Here is a 14,761-nt window from a genome sequence, read left to right on the forward strand (position 1 = left end):
CATTGACTGCACATCCGGAGATCCGATGTTGTTGACTGCCTGGGCCATGCTGGCCATTCTCGGCGTGTATTTCTGGACCGGCGTCATGGCCGGCTACGCGCGCGTCAAATACAAGGTGCCCGCGCCCTCGATGGAGGGCCCGGCTGCCTTCCAGAGCGCGCAGCGGGTACAGGCCAATACGCTCGAGCAGTTACCGATCGTGATCGTGCCGCTCTGGCTGTGTGCGAATTACCTGGGCGACACCTGGGCCGCTGCCGGCGGCTTGCTCTGGTGCGCCGGCCGCATCGCGTATGCGCTCGGCTATTACCGCGCTCCCGCGCAGCGCGAGACGGGGTTTATCGTTGGCATGTTGGCAAGTGCTTTGTTGATTGGAGGCACAGTCGTTGGTTTATTGATGCAATAAGGAAAAATAAATTCATCAGGGAATCGACAAAGTTCCCAAACGGCAATAAGCTTGCCTGCTGAATTCGTCATTTCGGTGACTGGTGCGCGTCGCGCCCGGGCCGGTTCGATGTGTAGGAGGCAAGATGCTGTTTTTGAAAAGTACCGCGGCCATGAAAGCGCCGGGCATTTATGAGGTCGACATTGCCGCCAAGCCGCCAGGCAAAACCTTTGGCGTCTACCTGGCTACCGACCCCGACAATCCGCCGCAGGAAGTGATCGCGGCACTGGCCGCGCTTGGCTTCAAGGGCACCTACCAGAAAAATTACACGCACCGCGACGGCGGCCGCGTGCTCGACCTGCATTTCGAAAAAGACGGCACCGACCTGTTCAAAGGCTGGAAGGCCGAAGAGTGTACGGCCAACCTGGCCGCCATCGATGGCCTGTTCGGTAAGCTCGGCATCAGCGTCACTACCCGCGTGATGAGCATGGCCGAGGCCTACGCCTGAGCTCTGCGCACTTCGCATCGCGCATTGCATGATGGACCGGGCGGCAAGCCGGCCTTGTCTCGCGTAGCTTTCCTGCCGCCGCTGGTATTGACGCGCGGGCGCCGCATGCGCACTGCGCGCCGCGCCGGGACGTCCCGCGGCTTCATGCGACAATGCCGCGTCATGGGGTCCGCCCATGCTCCACCTTTGAATTTGCCATGGATTTGTTCGACAACCCCGGCACGCTGGCCGCGATTCCGATCGAGGACGGCGCGCTCGCGCTGCTGGCGCAGTTGCCGCTCCCGTTGTCGAACGCGGACGTATTCGCGCAGCTGCTGGCGCAAACGCCCTGGCGCGAGGAAAGCGTCGTCGTGTACGGCAAACGCCACCTGCAGCCGCGTTTATCGGCCTGGTATGGGGATGCCAGCTATACCTACTCCGGCCTGCGCCTGGCGCCCTTGCCGTGGACCGCTTTATTGCTGGAAATACGCGCCGCCGTCGAAACGGTGTGCGGGCAGCGGTTCAATAGTGTGCTCCTGAACCGCTACCGCAACGAGCGCGACAGCATGGGCATGCACAGCGACGACGAGCCGGAACTAGGGGCCGAGCCGGTCATCGCCTCGCTCAGCTATGGCACCACGCGCACGTTTATCTTGCGGCATAAACGCAACAAACAGACCCTCCGCTTGCCACTCGAGGATGGCAGCCTGTTATTGATGAGTGGGCAATTGCAGAGACACTGGGTTCATGGCATCAATAAATCGACCCGTCCCCTCGGAGAACGATTGAATTTAACCTTCAGGTACATCGCCTAATCTGCACGCTTCATACGGCATTTTCACTGCCAAATAATTGAACCGGCAGTCATTTATGTTACATTTGATTACAGTTCTTACCTAATCGGCAGCGACGTGCGCTTTTCAAAGGTGTTATCTTGATCACATCGCGATTCAAGATGAATTGCGAGCCAGACTACAAACGTGAAAAGGATTCTCGTATGAAAAAGCTCATCTTTGCACTGATCGCAGGTACCGCCGCCATGTCCGCCGCACAAGCCCAGACCACGACGTCGCCACGTGGCTATGTCGGTGCCGGCCTTGCCACCGTCGAGAATGCACACCGTATTCCGGGTGCCACGGGCGTCGAGGACGAAAGCTACAAGACTTCCGGTAAAGTGTTTGGCGGTGTCGACATCGACCAGCGCTTCGGGGTCGAAGCCGGTTACACCGACTTCCGTACCTCGCGCACCAACTACACCCTCAATGGCGTCAACGGCCAGGCCGAGACCGATGGCTACGGCGCCTACGTGGCCGGCAAAGCCACCATGCCGATCAACGAGCGCACTGGACTCTACGGCAAGCTCGGTGTGGCCCATACCAAGCATGAAATGAATGCCAGCACCCCTGGCGTGGCGCGTAAAGTCAGCGATAACGGTGTGTATGCCGGCGTCGGCCTGCAGCACGCGATCAACGAGCAAGTCTCGCTGATCGCCGAGTACGAGCGTTACGGCAAGAAGAAGGATTTCGGCGCCAAGCCGGACGTCTTCACCATCGGCGCAAAATACAATTTCTAAATTGATTTGTTGTTGATGTCATGAAAAAGGGCCCGCGGGCCCTTTTTTTGGTCTGGCGGCGCGCGGCCTGCAATGTCGGCGCCACGCTCACGCTCGTACTTGTGCCCAGGGTGGCAATACGGTTGGCGTTTTCGCTTGCGGTACCGTCAAGCCCGACGCAATGAAGCGGTGGATCGATGACCACGGCCACTCTTGCGCGCAGGAACACATTTCGTGGCGTACCGGATTGGTATGCATGTAGTCGATCAGGGCCGCGTAATCGGCCTCGTTCGAGATGCGGAATTCCTGGTACTGGCGGGCCCAGATGCCCTCGGCGCGGGCCGCGCTCGGCGACTTTCGTAATGCCTTGGAGAACGCGATTTTTACGGCGCGCCAGCGGCTGGAACAGTCGTGGTCGCCCGGCGGCAGCGTCCACATCGCGTGGGCGTGATCCGGCAGTACTACCCAGCCATCGACATGAAAAGGTTTGCGCACGCGCGCCTGGCGGATGGCATCGCCAAACGCGGAAATATGGTCTGTTAACAGGGTACTGCCACGGTCCAGCAGGCGCACCGTGAAGAAAAAGGTTCCACCAGGAACCCGGTTATCGCGGTAGTCGGTCATGGGAAAGGTGTGCCGATCGATGGTGGTCGCCATATCGATTGGCGCAAGTGGGAGGCTGGAACGATACGCCTCATCGGCGATCGATTCTACACACTGTCGCCTACTGCCGCGTTACGTTTCCGTGCGTAACTTTTGGGCAAAAAAATGCCCGGTGGGTACCGGGCATGTGCATCGTCGATCAGGTCGTCAACGGCTTGTAGCGAATCCGTTTCGGCTTCGCGCCTTCTTCACCGAGGCGCTTCTTCTTGTCCGCTTCGTATTCCTGGTAGTTACCGTCGAAGAAGGTCACCTGCGAATTGCCCTCGAACGCCAGAATGTGGGTCGCGATCCGGTCCAGGAACCAGCGATCGTGGGAGATCACCATCACGCTGCCGGCAAATTCGAGTAGCGCGTCTTCCAGCGCACGCAGGGTTTCCACGTCCAGGTCGTTCGATGGTTCGTCCAGCAGCAGGACGTTGCCGCCCTGCAGCAAGGTTTTTGCCAGGTGCAGGCGGCCGCGCTCGCCGCCGGACAGGTTGCCGACCACCTTTTGCTGGTCCGACCCTTTGAAATTGAAGCGGCCGAGGTAGGCGCGCGAGGGCATCTCGAAGCGGCCGACGCTGAGCATGTCGGCGCCTGCGGTCACGTCCTCGAACACGGTCTTGTTGTTGGCCAGTTCGTCGCGGTGCTGGTCGACCAGCGAGATGCGCGCCGTCTTGCCGATCGCGACTTCACCACTGTCCGGCTGTTCTTTGCCGGCGATCATTTTAAAGAGGGTCGATTTGCCGGCGCCGTTCGGGCCGATGATGCCGACGATCGCGCCCGGCGGCACGGTAAACGAGACGTTGTCGAGCAGCAAGCGGTCGCCGAACGCTTTCGAGACGTTCTTGAACTCGATGACTTCGTTGCCCAGGCGCTCAGCCACGGGAATGAAAATCTCCTGGGTCTCGTTGCGCTTCTGGTATTCGTATTCGGACAGTTCATTGAAACGCGCCAGCCTTGCCTTCGACTTCGCTTGCCGCGCCTTCGGATTCTGGCGCGACCATTCGAGTTCCTTCTGCAGCGCCTTCTGGCGCGCCGACTCGGTCGACTCTTCCTGCTTCAGGCGCGCCTGCTTCTGGTCCAGCCAGGACGAGTAATTGCCCTTCCAGGGAATACCCGAACCGCGGTCCAGTTCCAGGATCCATTCGGCCGCGTTGTCGAGGAAATAGCGGTCGTGGGTGATGCCGACCACGGTGCCCGGAAAGCGCAGCAGGAATTGCTCGAGCCACTCGACCGATTCGGCATCGAGGTGGTTGGTGGGCTCGTCCAGCAGCAGCATGTCGGGTTTGCTCAGCAGCAGTTTGCACAGCGCCACGCGGCGCTTTTCGCCGCCCGACAGCACGCCGATCTTCGCATCCCAGGGCGGCAGGCGCAGCGCATCGGCGGCCATTTCCAGCTGCAGGTTCAGGTTGCCGCCATCGGACGACGAGATGATCGATTCCAGGCGTTCCTGCTCTTTCGCCAGCGCGTCGAAATCCGCGTCTTCGTCGCCGTATGCGGCGTACACGGCTTCGAGCTTGGCTTGCGCTTCGAACGCTTCGCCCAGGCCCGATTCGACTTCCTGGCGCACGGTCTTTTCCGGATCGAGTTGCGGTTCCTGCGGCAGATAGCCGATGTTCAGGCCCGGCATCGGCCGCGCTTCGCCCTGGATGTCGGTATCGATGCCTGCCATGATCTTGAGCAGGGTCGACTTGCCGGAGCCGTTCAGGCCCAGCACGCCGATCTTCGCACCCGGGAAGAAGGACAGTGAAATGTCCTTCAAGATCTGGCGTTTCGGCGGGACGATTTTGCCCACGCGGTTCATGGTATAGACGTAATTGGCCATTTTTATATCTGTAGAAAATCAAGGTGCAAAGGATACGATAGAAGCGCCCCGGCGGGCACCCCCATCACGAAACTTTTGGCGCCGGCTGGGCCTGGCCGCGGCGCAGCAGCCCTTCGCCGGCAAACAGCGCCAGCGCCGTCCAGATCATGGCGAACCCCACCAGCCGGTCGGCCGTGAACGCTTCCTTGAACAGCAGCACGCCGAGCAGAAACTGAATGGTCGGCGCCAGGTATTGCAGCAGGCCGAGAATGGACAGCGGAATCTGGCGCGCGCCGCTGGCAAACAGGAGCAAGGGGATCGCCGTGATCGGGCCGGAGGCAAGCAGCAGCCAGCGCGTGCTGTCCGACGCGGTATTGAGGAAGGCATTCTCGCCGTGCAGGGTCAGCCAGGCGAGATAGGCGGCGGCGAGCGGGAACAGCACCATGGTCTCGAACGACAGCCCCTCGAGTGCGCCGAGCGCGGCGGTCTTGCGCAGCAAGCCATAGGCGCCGAAAGTCGCCGCCAGGAACAGGGCGATCCAGGGTATGTTGCCAGACTGCCAGGTCAGCCAGGCCACGCCGAGGGCGGCCAGCGCGATCACGCCCCACTGGAAGGGACGCAGGCGCTCTTTCAACAGCAAGAAACCGAACATGATGTTGACCAGCGGGGTGATGAAGTAACCGAGGCTGGCATCGATCACGTGGCCATTGTTCACGGCCCAGATATACAGCAGCCAGTTAGCGCCCAGCAAAAGTGCCGAGGCAACAAAGCTCCAGAACACGCGCGGCCGGCGTACCCCGTTCAGCCAGCGCCACTGGCGCCGCAGCGCCAGCACGATCAGCAAGAAGGCAAGCGACCAAAGCATGCGGTTGGCCAGGATCTGCAGCGCCGGCACGTCGCTGATGGCGTGGAAATACAGCGGAAACAGGCCCCAGCACAGGAAGGCCAGGCCAGCGGAAAGGATGCCGGTGCGCATGAGGGAAAGGGGTCGATTGCAAGGATGAGATTATCCCCGATACGGGGGCTTCCTGCTGGCGCTGCCCGATTTTTGGGCGGTGTATGATGCCTGAAGAAATATTCTTGCAGTTTTCTTGTTGTTATTTTATGGTGCGCCGCACCAGAACAGAACAGAAGAATGGTGCAACCTTGACGTCCGAAAACAAGAAGAGCAGCGTCGCGGCGTTGACCCTGGCCGCGGTCGGCATCGTCTACGGTGATATCGGTACCAGCCCCCTCTACACGCTCCGCGCGATCTTCGACCCGGAACACGGCCTGGCGCTGACGACGCCGAATATCCTCGGCATCGTTTCCCTGATTTTCTGGAGCCTGACACTGATCGTGTCGCTGAAATATGTCACCCTGGTGCTGCGTGCCGACAACCGCGGCGAGGGCGGCATCATGGCGCTGATGGCGCTGGTCTTGAATGCCGTGACCCGGCACTCGACATGGCATTACCCGCTGCTCGTCATCGGCGTGCTCGGCGCCACCATGTTCTATGGCGACAGCGTGATCACACCGGCCATTTCCGTGCTCGGCGCGATCGAAGGCCTGGAAGTGGCGGCGCCCGGCCTGTCGCAGTATGTCGTGCCGCTGACCATCGTCGTGCTGGTGGCCTTGTACAGCGTGCAGCGCCACGGCACGGCCGGCATCGGCCGCTTCTTCGGGCCGATCATGCTGGTCTGGTTCCTCAGCCTGTCGGCGATGGGCGTGGTCAATATCATCGCTTCGCCGGTGATCCTGCAAGCCTTGAATCCCTGGCACGCATTGCGCTTCATGCTGGACAACGGATTTCTCGCCTTTGTCGCATTGGGGGCGGTGGTGCTGGCCGTGACCGGCGCCGAAGCCTTGTATGCCGACATGGGCCACTTCGGCAAAAAACCGATTCGCCTGGCCTGGTTCATGATCGCCTTTCCAGCCCTGACCCTGAATTACCTCGGCCAGGGCGGCCTCCTGATCGCGGAGCCGGCCGCGATCGACAACCCCTTCTTCCATCAGCTCGGCAGCTGGAGCGTGATTCCGCTGGTGATCCTGTCGACCATGGCGGCCGTGATTGCCTCGCAGGCAACCATTTCCGGCACTTATTCGATGACCAAGCAGGCGATCGCACTGGGCTTGCTGCCGCGCATGCGCATCCTGCACACGTCCGAAAGCGAGATCGGCCAGATTTATATCCCGGCGGTGAACTGGCTGCAACTGGTCATCGTCCTGATCGCCGTGATCGGTTTCGGTTCGTCCGAGAAACTGGCCGGCGCCTACGGCATCGCCGTGACGGCGACCATGATGGCGACCACCATCCTGACTTTTTTCGTCACGCGCTACCGCTGGAAACTGCCCTTGTTGCTGTGCATCGGCGCCACCGGTTTCTTCCTCACGATCGACATCATGCTGTTCTCGTCGACCGCCCTGAAACTGTTCCATGGCGGCTGGTTCCCGCTGCTGCTCGGCGCACTGCTGCTGACCGGCATGCTGACCTGGAAACGCGGCCGCGAACTTGTCTTCGAGAACCTGGAAAAGCACGCCATTCCACTCGACGCCTTCTTGCAGTCGCTGTTTGTCGGACCGCCCACGCGTGTGCCGGGCACCGCGATTTTCCTGCGCGGCGAGAGCGATGGCGTGCCGCATGCGCTGCTGCACAATCTCTTGCACAACAAGGTGCTGCACGAGCGCGTCGTGTTCCTGACCGTGCGCATCAAGGAAGAACCCTGGGTGGCGCTGCTGGAACAGGTGCACGTGGTGAAACTCGGGCACAACTGTTTCCAGCTCAACATCTACTACGGCTTCAAGGACGAACCCGATATCCCGGGCGTCATGCAGCATTGCGCCATGCTCGGGCTGCCCTTCGACATGATGGAAACCTCCTTCTTCATCGCGCGCCAGACCGTGATTTCGGCGCCCGGCGGCGGCATGGCGCCGTGGCGCGAACATTTGTATGTGGCGATGTCGCGTAATGCACGGGGCGCGGCCGACTACTACCAGATTCCAACCAACCGCGTGATCGAACTCGGCACGCAGGTGGAAATCTGAGGCGCGCGCATCCGTTACCGACAGCGTGGTCGGCAGCGGCGCGCCGGCCAACAACGGCAGCAAGCTCACCGTCAACTACACCGGCTGGCTGTACAGCGCGAGCGCGGCCGACCACAAGGGGACCCAGTTCGATACCGGCACGTTCAGCTTTACGCTGGGCACCGGCTCGGTCATCGCGGGCTGGGACCAGGGCCTGGTCGGCATGAAGGCCGGCGGCCGGCGCAAGCTGGAGATCCCGTCGAACCTGGCCTACGGCAGCGCCGGACGCGCGCCGATTCCGCCGAATGCGGGCTTGCTGTTCGAGGTCGAGCTGACCAAGGTGGAGTAAGCGGCGCCGCAGGGGTTCGGCGCGCACGCCTGCGCCAGCGCAGACTGCGTCGCTGATCCTTCCGACATCCTTGGGTTTCTGCCAAGGAGATCGGAGCCGATCATGCCGCTGAGCAAACCCTTATTTGCAGCTTCCTGCTTCGCTGCGTTCGACCGGTGCGCGGCCTGTGCCGCGCACGACTAGCATGCCTGCCGTGTCCACGCGCCGGCAGCGCATGTGCTTCCGCTTTCGCTGGCTGCGCTGGCTGCTGCTGTCGCCGCTGCTGTTCTGCCTGCACACGTCCGTATTCGCGCAGGCCGCCTACACGATCGTGTTCGGCCCCGAAAATTCGTCGGCAGCGGCAATCGAGAATGGGGGCCGGATCGCCGGCCAGTGGGCGGGACACGCCTTCGTATGGGATGGACCGCGCCTGCGCGATATCGGCACCCTTGGCGGTCCCGGCAGCACGGCGCTGGACTTGAGCGACAACGGCTTCGTCACCGGCAGCGCCGACCGCGCCGACGGCAGCGGCGCCGCCTTCCTGTACCGCGGCGGCACGTTGCGCGATATCGGCCAGCTCGGCGTATCCAGCAGCGGCGCCGGGGTCAATGCATCAGGGGAGGTGGCCGGCACCTGGGTCGACGCGGCCGGCGAGAACCATGCCTTCCTCTACAGCGGCGGCCTGGCACGCGACATCGGCAACCTTGGCGCGAACGCCGCGCACGCCAGCGGCATCAACAAGGCCGGGGACGTCGTCGGCTCTTCCTTCATCGCCGGCTTTGCCGCCTTTCACGCCTTTCTCTACCGCGACGGCAGCATGCGCGACCTGGGCACGCTGGGCGGGCCGTCGAGTTCGGCGGCCGCCATCAACGACGCCGGCCAGATCGCCGGCAACAGCTTCGTCGACGACGATGTCGAGCATGCCTTCCTGTACGGCGACGGCGTCCTGCGCGACATCGGCTCGCTCGGCGGCCTGTTCACGCAGGCGCGCGCCCTGAACGAGGCCGGCCACGTGGTCGGGTTTTCCACCTATGCCGACCACGTGCCGGGCATCGATTTTTCGAGCGCCTTCGTGTACCGCGACGGCCTCATGCTCGACCTGAACCGGCTGACCGAGCGGCTCGGCAACTGGAGCGTGCTGGACGCGGTCGGGATCAACGATGCGGGACAGATCGCGGCCCTCGCCTGCACCGAATTGGGCGACTGCCGCGCGGTGCGGCTCGATCCAATCCCAGCGATCCCCGAACCGCAGCCGGCCGCCTTGTGGCTGGCCGGCATCGCGGGGCTGGGCCTGGCGGGGGTGCTGCGCCGCAGGCATCGACGACCCGGCAAGCGGGCGGCCGGGCAGATGCGCGCTCAGCGCAGCATCTCGATGTGCAGGATGCCGTCTTCGTCGTAGGGAGCGGAGACGGTTTCGAAGCCGAAGTCCTGGTAAAACTTTTCCAGGCGCTGCTGGGCGCCGATGCGGATGCGGTGGCCCGGGTGCAGCTGCTCGGCATACTGGATGCCGTGCGCGACCAGTTCGCGTCCGGCGCCCGAGCCGCGTACGTCGCCGGTGGTGAGAATGCGGCCGAGCGACATCTCGTCGTATTTCGCGCCCGGGGCCAGGCAGCGCAGGTAGGCCACCAGCACCTGGCGTCCGCCGATGTCGCGCCAGCCGAGCAGGTGGTGGGCGTCGAGGTCGTAGCCGTCGATGTCCGGGTACAGGCAAGTCTGCTCGAGGATGAATACTTGCTGGCGCTGGGCTAGTACTTCATACAATTGCGCGCCAGAGAGGTCGGTGAAGCTGCACCATTGCCATTGAATCATGTGTGAATCCGTGAATTAGAGAGTGGCCGCCGTCTCGAAACCTTCGAGGACGTTGACCGTGTGGATGCCGAGCTCGGCGTGCGCCTGGCCGCCCTCGAACACGAAGGCGGTCGGCAGGCCGAGCCAGGCGATGCGCTCGCCGATGCGCAGGTAATCGGCGCCTTGCAAGTCGAAGCCCGGGCCCGCACCGGCGTCGCCGCCGCGCGCGCCGACGCCGAGTGCGACCACCAGCGCCTCGGGTGCGAACATGCCCAGTTTCAGGCACGCCGTCTCCAGTGCCGCCAGCCAGTGCGCCGCGCCGGCGCCGCGCGCCAGCGGCAAGTTCATGTTCGCACCGCTGCCTTCGGCGCTGCCGGTTTCGTCGGCGTAACCGAGATAGAACGGGAAATCCCATTGCGGGTCGGCGTGGATCGATACCGTCAGCACATCGCCGCGGCCATAGAAAATGCCCTGGGTGCCGCTGCCGTGGTGGTAGTCGATGTCGAGGATGGCCACGCGTTTGGCGCCATCGTCGAGCAGGTGCTGGGCGGCCAGGGCGGCATTGTTGAGGAAACAGCCGCCGCCGAAAAAGTCGCTGCCGGCATGGTGGCCGGGCGGGCGGGTCAGCGCGAAACTGCCGCGCCTGCCGAGACGCAGCGCGTGGGCGGCGTTGATGGCGCAGTCGGCGCCGGTCTTGGCGGCATTCCAGGTGCCGGCCGTGAGAGGTGTGGCGTCCATCGAATACAGGCCCAGGCGCCCCGTCACGCTGCCCGGCTCGAGGTCGCCGCGCATGCCGCGGATCGGCCAGTTCGCGGCCAGCGCATCGCGCCCGGCGTGGCTGGCGTCGAGCGCCGTCCAGTCGCTCCAGGCGCTGCGCAGGAAATGGAGATAAGGCGCGCTATGGATGCGTTCCAGCGAGACCAGCGGCGCGCGGTGCGGCGTGACGATCTGGCCCAGCCCGCGCCGCTGCAGCTCGGTCAACACCAGCGCGACCCGCTCGGGCTGTTCGAACGCCGCTGCGCCGCCCGCCCGTGCCGATTGCGCGCGGTGCAGGGCGTGGTGTTCGTTATAAAAAGTGAGCAAGGCCTCTCCGCGGCAAATCCTACTGATTGCCGCACAGCGTACTGCTGTTGTACGCGGCCACGAAGTCGTCGAAGCTGCCTGTGTCTTGCCTCTCGACGATCGCCTGCTCGGCCAGCGAGGCGGCGGCCATCTCGGCGAACGCCGCATCCTCGGCCGGCATCAACGGGCTTTCGCGGAAATAAGCCGCATGCAGCGCGCTCTGTTGCAGGCCGAACGCGGCGGCCGAACCGAGCTTGCGCACTTCTTCCAGGACGCGTGCCGACGGCGTCTTCGACGGATCGGCGACTTTCGCTTTTTGCTGCGCCAGCGAGGCTTCGTGTACGCCGCTCTCGTTGTGCTCTGCGTCGAGCAGGCGCGCCAGCGGGCGGATCCGTTCGAGCAGCTCGTCCGCCCATTGCTTGAGAGGCACTTCCGCGCCCTCGCGCGTGAGCGTCAAGTCCGGGCGGCGCCCTTCCTTGACCGTGCGCGCAAAATTGCGGGCATGGATCTGGCCCTCGGCGGCGCTGATCAAGGGACTTTCGTCGAGCGCGCAGAAGAGCAAGAATGCATCGAGGAAGCGGCCGGTCTCGACGGCGATGCCGATCGGCTCGAAAGGGTCGACGTCCAGGCAGCGCACCTCGATGTATTGCACGCCGCGGTTGCACAGCGCCTGCACCGGGCGCTCGCCGGTACGGATCACGCGCTTGGGGCGGATCGTCGAATAGTATTCGTTCTCGATCTGCAGCACATTGGTCGACAGCTGGATCCATTCGCCATCGCGCTTGGTGCCGATTGCCTGGTAGGGCGCATACGGGCGGTTGACCGCATCCATCAGGCTCGTGACATAACTTTCCAGGCTGTTTTCGTGCGGACGCAGGCCGGACTGGGCGTCGTTCTGGTAACCCAGGTCGCTCATGCGCAGGCTGGTCGCATACGGCAGGTAGGAGGTGTCCCCGGACAGGGTTTCCAGCGCATGCGCGCGCCCGCGCAGGAAACTCGTCGTCAGCGCCGGCGAGGCGCCGAACAGGTACATCAACAGCCAGCTGTAGCGGCGGAAATTGCGGATGGTGGCGATGTAGCTTTCCGACTGGAAGTCGCGCAAGGCATTGCGCCGCTCTTGCGGAATGCCATCGTTCGCCAGGATCAGTTGCCACAGTTGTTCGGGCAGCGAATAGTTGTAGTGGATGCCGGCGATGCACTGCATCGCCTTGCCGTAACGCAGGGCCAGGCCACGCCGGTAGACGTGCTTGAGCATGCCGATATTCGAGGTGCCGTACCAGCCGATATCGATTTCCTCGTCCGGCGGCAATTCGCCCGGCATCGAGGAACTCCACAGCATCTCCTGGCCCAGCTTGGTATAGGCGAAGCGGTGGATCGCGTCGAGCCGGTGCAGTGCCAGGCCGATGTCGTGCTCGGCCGGGGTAATGAATTCGAGCAGCGCTTCGGCGTAGTCGGTCGTGATCTGCGGATTGGTCAGCGCCGAGCCGAGTTCGACCGGATGAGGCGTGCGCGCGAGCTGGCCGTTTGGAGCGACGCGCAAGGTTTCGCGTTCAATGCCGCGCAGGCCCTGGCTGAGCAGGCTGCGGTGGGCATCGTCGTCCAGCAGGGCCAGGCGGCGGGTCAGTTGGTTCGACACGGGTGTTTCCTTTCTTATACTGCCTTAGCGATGATTGGTGCAGAGAGTAACCGAAAATCGGACAGTGCGTCGGTGGCTGGTCTATTTCCGGCAGGCTCGCCCAGCGCTGCCGGCAGGCGCCCTTACCCGGACCCCGGCAGGGCCGTTTCAGGCGCTGCGTGCACCGGTTCCGGCGCCGGCGCGACCCCGGCCGAAGGCGCCCCGCCGGGACGTTCGGCCGGCAGTGTCGCAGGTGGTGCGCCATGCGGCTTGGCCGGTGCGCCGGACGGGGGTGCGTCGTCCGTCGAGGCCGGTGCCCTGGCGGGCGCCGGCGTTTCCTGGTCGCCCAGCTGGGCCGACAGCCACCTGCCCATTTCGCGTTCCAGCAGCGGCAGCGGCAGCACGCCATTGCCCAGCAGCGCATCGTGGAAACTGCGCGCATCGAAACGGGGACCGAGCGCGGCCTGCGCCTTCTCGCGCAAGGTTTTGAAACGCAGCTGGCCCGCCTTGTAGCTCAGCGCCTGGGCCGGCTGGGCGATGTAGCGGTCGACCTCGACTTCGTTGTCGGCCGGCGCGTTCGCGGTGTGCGCATTCAGGTAGTCGAGCGCCTGCTGGCGCGACCAGCCGAGCGCATGGATGCCGGTATCGACCACCAGGCGCGCAGCGCGGAACATGTCGTCGTTCAGGTAGCCGAAGCGGGAAAACGGATCGCGGAAAAACCCCAGTTCCGGCCCCAGGCTTTCCGCATACGTCGCCCAGCCTTCGCCGAAGGCGTCGTCCCAGCCGCGGCGGCGAAACGCGGGCAGCTCGCGCAGGGCCCGTGCGCGCGCCACCTGCAGGTGGTGGCCGGGGACGGCTTCGTGCAGCGCCAGCGTTTCGACTTCCCACAAGGGCTGGCTGTCCAGGCGTTCGGTATTGACCACCAGCGCCGCGCTGCGCTCGGCCGTGCCGGCTTCGTAATAGGCCGCCAGCTGGCCGCTGGCCCCGGCCTGGCCGAGGCGCTTGACACCGACTTCCTCGCCGGGAATGGTGGCGAACAGGGCCGGCAAGGCCGCCGTCGCGCGCTCAATCACGCGCCGGTAGCGCGCCAGCAAGGCCTCGGGCGTGCGCGCGAACAGGCGCTTGTCGCTGCGCGCGAAGTGCAGGAATTGCGGCAAGCTGCCGCGAAAGCCGGTAAGGCGAACGGTCTCGGCCATGGCCGCGCGCAGGCGCGTGACTTCCTTGATGCCCAGCGCGTGCAGTTCGGGCGGGGTCAGCTCGCCGCCGGTGGCATTGCGTGCCAGGAAGGCATAATAGCCGGCGCCGCCCGGCAAGGCCGACGCGCCCAGGCTGTCGCGCGCGGCCGGCAGGTAATCGCTGCGAACAACTTCTTCCAGGCGGCGCAGGGCGGGGGCGACGCGGTCGCTCAGCGCCGCCATGCCGGCAGCGAGCAATTGCTCGCGCAGCTTAGGCTCGATGGTGGCGGGTATGCGCTGCAGGGGCGCGGCCAGCGGACCGGCGTCCAGGCGTTCGCGCATGGCGCGCAGCAGTTCGGGCACGCCGTGCACGCTCGCTTGCGGCGCCGTCCAGCCACTGCGTATGCCTTCGCGCAACTGTTCGACCAGGCCGTCGATGTGGGCCGGCAAGGCATTCAGGCGCGCGATGTAGTTGCGGTAGTCGTCCTCGGTGGCGAACGGCGTCTGCGCGACCAGGCGCGGCAGGCGCACGTGCAGGCCGTCCCAGCGCGTGAGCGCCTGCGGGTCGACCGGCGTGAACGCGAGCGTGGCGAGCTGGCGCTCCTTGTCGAAGATGAACAGGTCGAGCGAGAGCCGCTCTTGCGCGGACGATCCGGCACGGTCGATGGCGCGTGCTTGCTCGAGCATGCTGCGCAAGTGTTCGCGCCTGGCGCGCGCGGCCGCCGGCGAAACATCGGACAAGCGGTCGTTGTAGCGCCGGTCGCCGAGCGTGGTCGCGTATTCGGGATGGTGTTCGAGGCGCCATTGCCAGTCGCGCTCGAACAGGGCCGCCGCCGGCCCCGGACCGCTATGCGCGTGGCCGTGGAGCAGGGCGGTGGACAGGACGAGGAGGGACAGTAGGCGACGCATCGGGACAGGAG

14 protein-coding genes are annotated in these 14,761 nt (G+C 64.4%); 7 read left to right on the forward strand and 7 right to left on the reverse strand.

Annotation, left to right across the window (positions count from 1 at the left end; translation table 11 throughout):
• Nucleotides 1-46: 46 nt before the first annotated feature.
• From ACFPOU_RS07040 to ACFPOU_RS07055, 4 genes are all read left to right on the forward strand, one after another.
• The gene (locus ACFPOU_RS07040; RefSeq protein WP_379718690.1) at nucleotides 47-403 is read left to right on the forward strand and encodes an MAPEG family protein; all 357 of its coding nucleotides are present in this window, start codon (nucleotides 47-49) and stop codon (nucleotides 401-403) included.
• A gap of 124 nt (nucleotides 404-527) precedes the next feature.
• On the forward strand, nucleotides 528-890 hold the full coding sequence (locus ACFPOU_RS07045; protein WP_379718693.1) for a hypothetical protein: 363 nt from the start codon (nucleotides 528-530) through the stop codon (nucleotides 888-890).
• Between the two features lie 197 nt (nucleotides 891-1,087).
• Nucleotides 1,088-1,684 (forward strand): alpha-ketoglutarate-dependent dioxygenase AlkB family protein, encoded by a 597-nt coding sequence (locus ACFPOU_RS07050; RefSeq protein ID WP_379718696.1) that lies wholly within the window; start codon nucleotides 1,088-1,090, stop codon nucleotides 1,682-1,684.
• Nucleotides 1,685-1,866: 182 nt separating this feature from the next.
• Nucleotides 1,867-2,442 carry a porin family protein gene (locus ACFPOU_RS07055; RefSeq protein WP_379718699.1) on the forward strand — a complete coding sequence of 192 codons (576 nt, stop codon included), beginning with the start codon at nucleotides 1,867-1,869 and terminating at the stop codon, nucleotides 2,440-2,442.
• A gap of 87 nt (nucleotides 2,443-2,529) precedes the next feature.
• Here ACFPOU_RS07055 and ACFPOU_RS07060 read toward each other — a convergent pair whose 3' ends face one another.
• From ACFPOU_RS07060 to rarD, 3 genes are all read right to left on the reverse strand, one after another.
• Nucleotides 2,530-3,078, reverse strand: a complete 549-nt coding sequence (locus tag ACFPOU_RS07060) for an REP-associated tyrosine transposase (RefSeq protein ID WP_379718702.1) — start codon at nucleotides 3,076-3,078, stop codon at nucleotides 2,530-2,532.
• A 145-nt stretch (nucleotides 3,079-3,223) separates the two neighbouring features.
• Nucleotides 3,224-4,891 carry an energy-dependent translational throttle protein EttA gene (gene ettA, locus ACFPOU_RS07065; RefSeq protein WP_379718705.1) on the reverse strand — a complete coding sequence of 556 codons (1,668 nt, stop codon included), beginning with the start codon at nucleotides 4,889-4,891 and terminating at the stop codon, nucleotides 3,224-3,226.
• Between the two features lie 64 nt (nucleotides 4,892-4,955).
• Nucleotides 4,956-5,846, reverse strand: coding sequence for an EamA family transporter RarD (gene rarD, locus ACFPOU_RS07070; RefSeq protein ID WP_379718707.1), 891 nt, complete (start codon nucleotides 5,844-5,846; stop codon nucleotides 4,956-4,958).
• Between the two features lie 170 nt (nucleotides 5,847-6,016).
• On the opposite strand from rarD, the gene ACFPOU_RS07075 reads away from it, so the two are divergent.
• The 3 genes from ACFPOU_RS07075 to ACFPOU_RS07085 all read left to right on the forward strand — a co-directional run bounded on the left by ACFPOU_RS07075 (nucleotide 6,017) and on the right by ACFPOU_RS07085 (nucleotide 9,600).
• A complete protein-coding gene (locus ACFPOU_RS07075) occupies nucleotides 6,017-7,894 on the forward strand; it encodes a potassium transporter Kup (protein WP_379718710.1) in 1,878 nt (625 codons plus the stop codon).
• Between the two features lie 25 nt (nucleotides 7,895-7,919).
• Entirely contained in the window at nucleotides 7,920-8,222 is a 303-nt protein-coding gene (locus ACFPOU_RS07080) for an FKBP-type peptidyl-prolyl cis-trans isomerase (protein WP_379718713.1), read from the forward strand.
• 184 nt (nucleotides 8,223-8,406) lie between these two features.
• Nucleotides 8,407-9,600, forward strand: coding sequence for a hypothetical protein (locus tag ACFPOU_RS07085; protein ID WP_379718716.1), 1,194 nt, complete (start codon nucleotides 8,407-8,409; stop codon nucleotides 9,598-9,600).
• Here the strand turns inward: ACFPOU_RS07085 and ACFPOU_RS07090 are convergent.
• From ACFPOU_RS07090 to ACFPOU_RS07105, 4 genes are all read right to left on the reverse strand, one after another.
• Complete coding sequence (locus tag ACFPOU_RS07090; protein ID WP_379718719.1) at nucleotides 9,558-10,010, reverse strand: GNAT family N-acetyltransferase; 453 nt, start codon at nucleotides 10,008-10,010, stop codon at nucleotides 9,558-9,560. The two genes, ACFPOU_RS07085 and ACFPOU_RS07090, sit on opposite strands and share 43 nt — an antisense overlap.
• A 15-nt stretch (nucleotides 10,011-10,025) precedes the next feature.
• Complete coding sequence (locus tag ACFPOU_RS07095; RefSeq protein ID WP_379718721.1) at nucleotides 10,026-11,072, reverse strand: histone deacetylase family protein; 1,047 nt, start codon at nucleotides 11,070-11,072, stop codon at nucleotides 10,026-10,028.
• A gap of 19 nt (nucleotides 11,073-11,091) precedes the next feature.
• Nucleotides 11,092-12,687 (reverse strand): glutamate--cysteine ligase, encoded by a 1,596-nt coding sequence (gene gshA, locus ACFPOU_RS07100; RefSeq protein ID WP_379718724.1) that lies wholly within the window; start codon nucleotides 12,685-12,687, stop codon nucleotides 11,092-11,094.
• A 122-nt stretch (nucleotides 12,688-12,809) separates the two neighbouring features.
• Nucleotides 12,810-14,750, reverse strand: coding sequence for a DUF885 domain-containing protein (locus ACFPOU_RS07105; RefSeq protein WP_379718727.1), 1,941 nt, complete (start codon nucleotides 14,748-14,750; stop codon nucleotides 12,810-12,812).
• Between the last annotated feature and the right edge of the window lie 11 nt (nucleotides 14,751-14,761).

Origin of the sequence: Massilia jejuensis (genome assembly GCF_042656795.1) — a bacterium.
In the GTDB taxonomy this organism is placed as follows: domain Bacteria; phylum Pseudomonadota; class Gammaproteobacteria; order Burkholderiales; family Burkholderiaceae_D; genus Telluria; species Telluria jejuensis.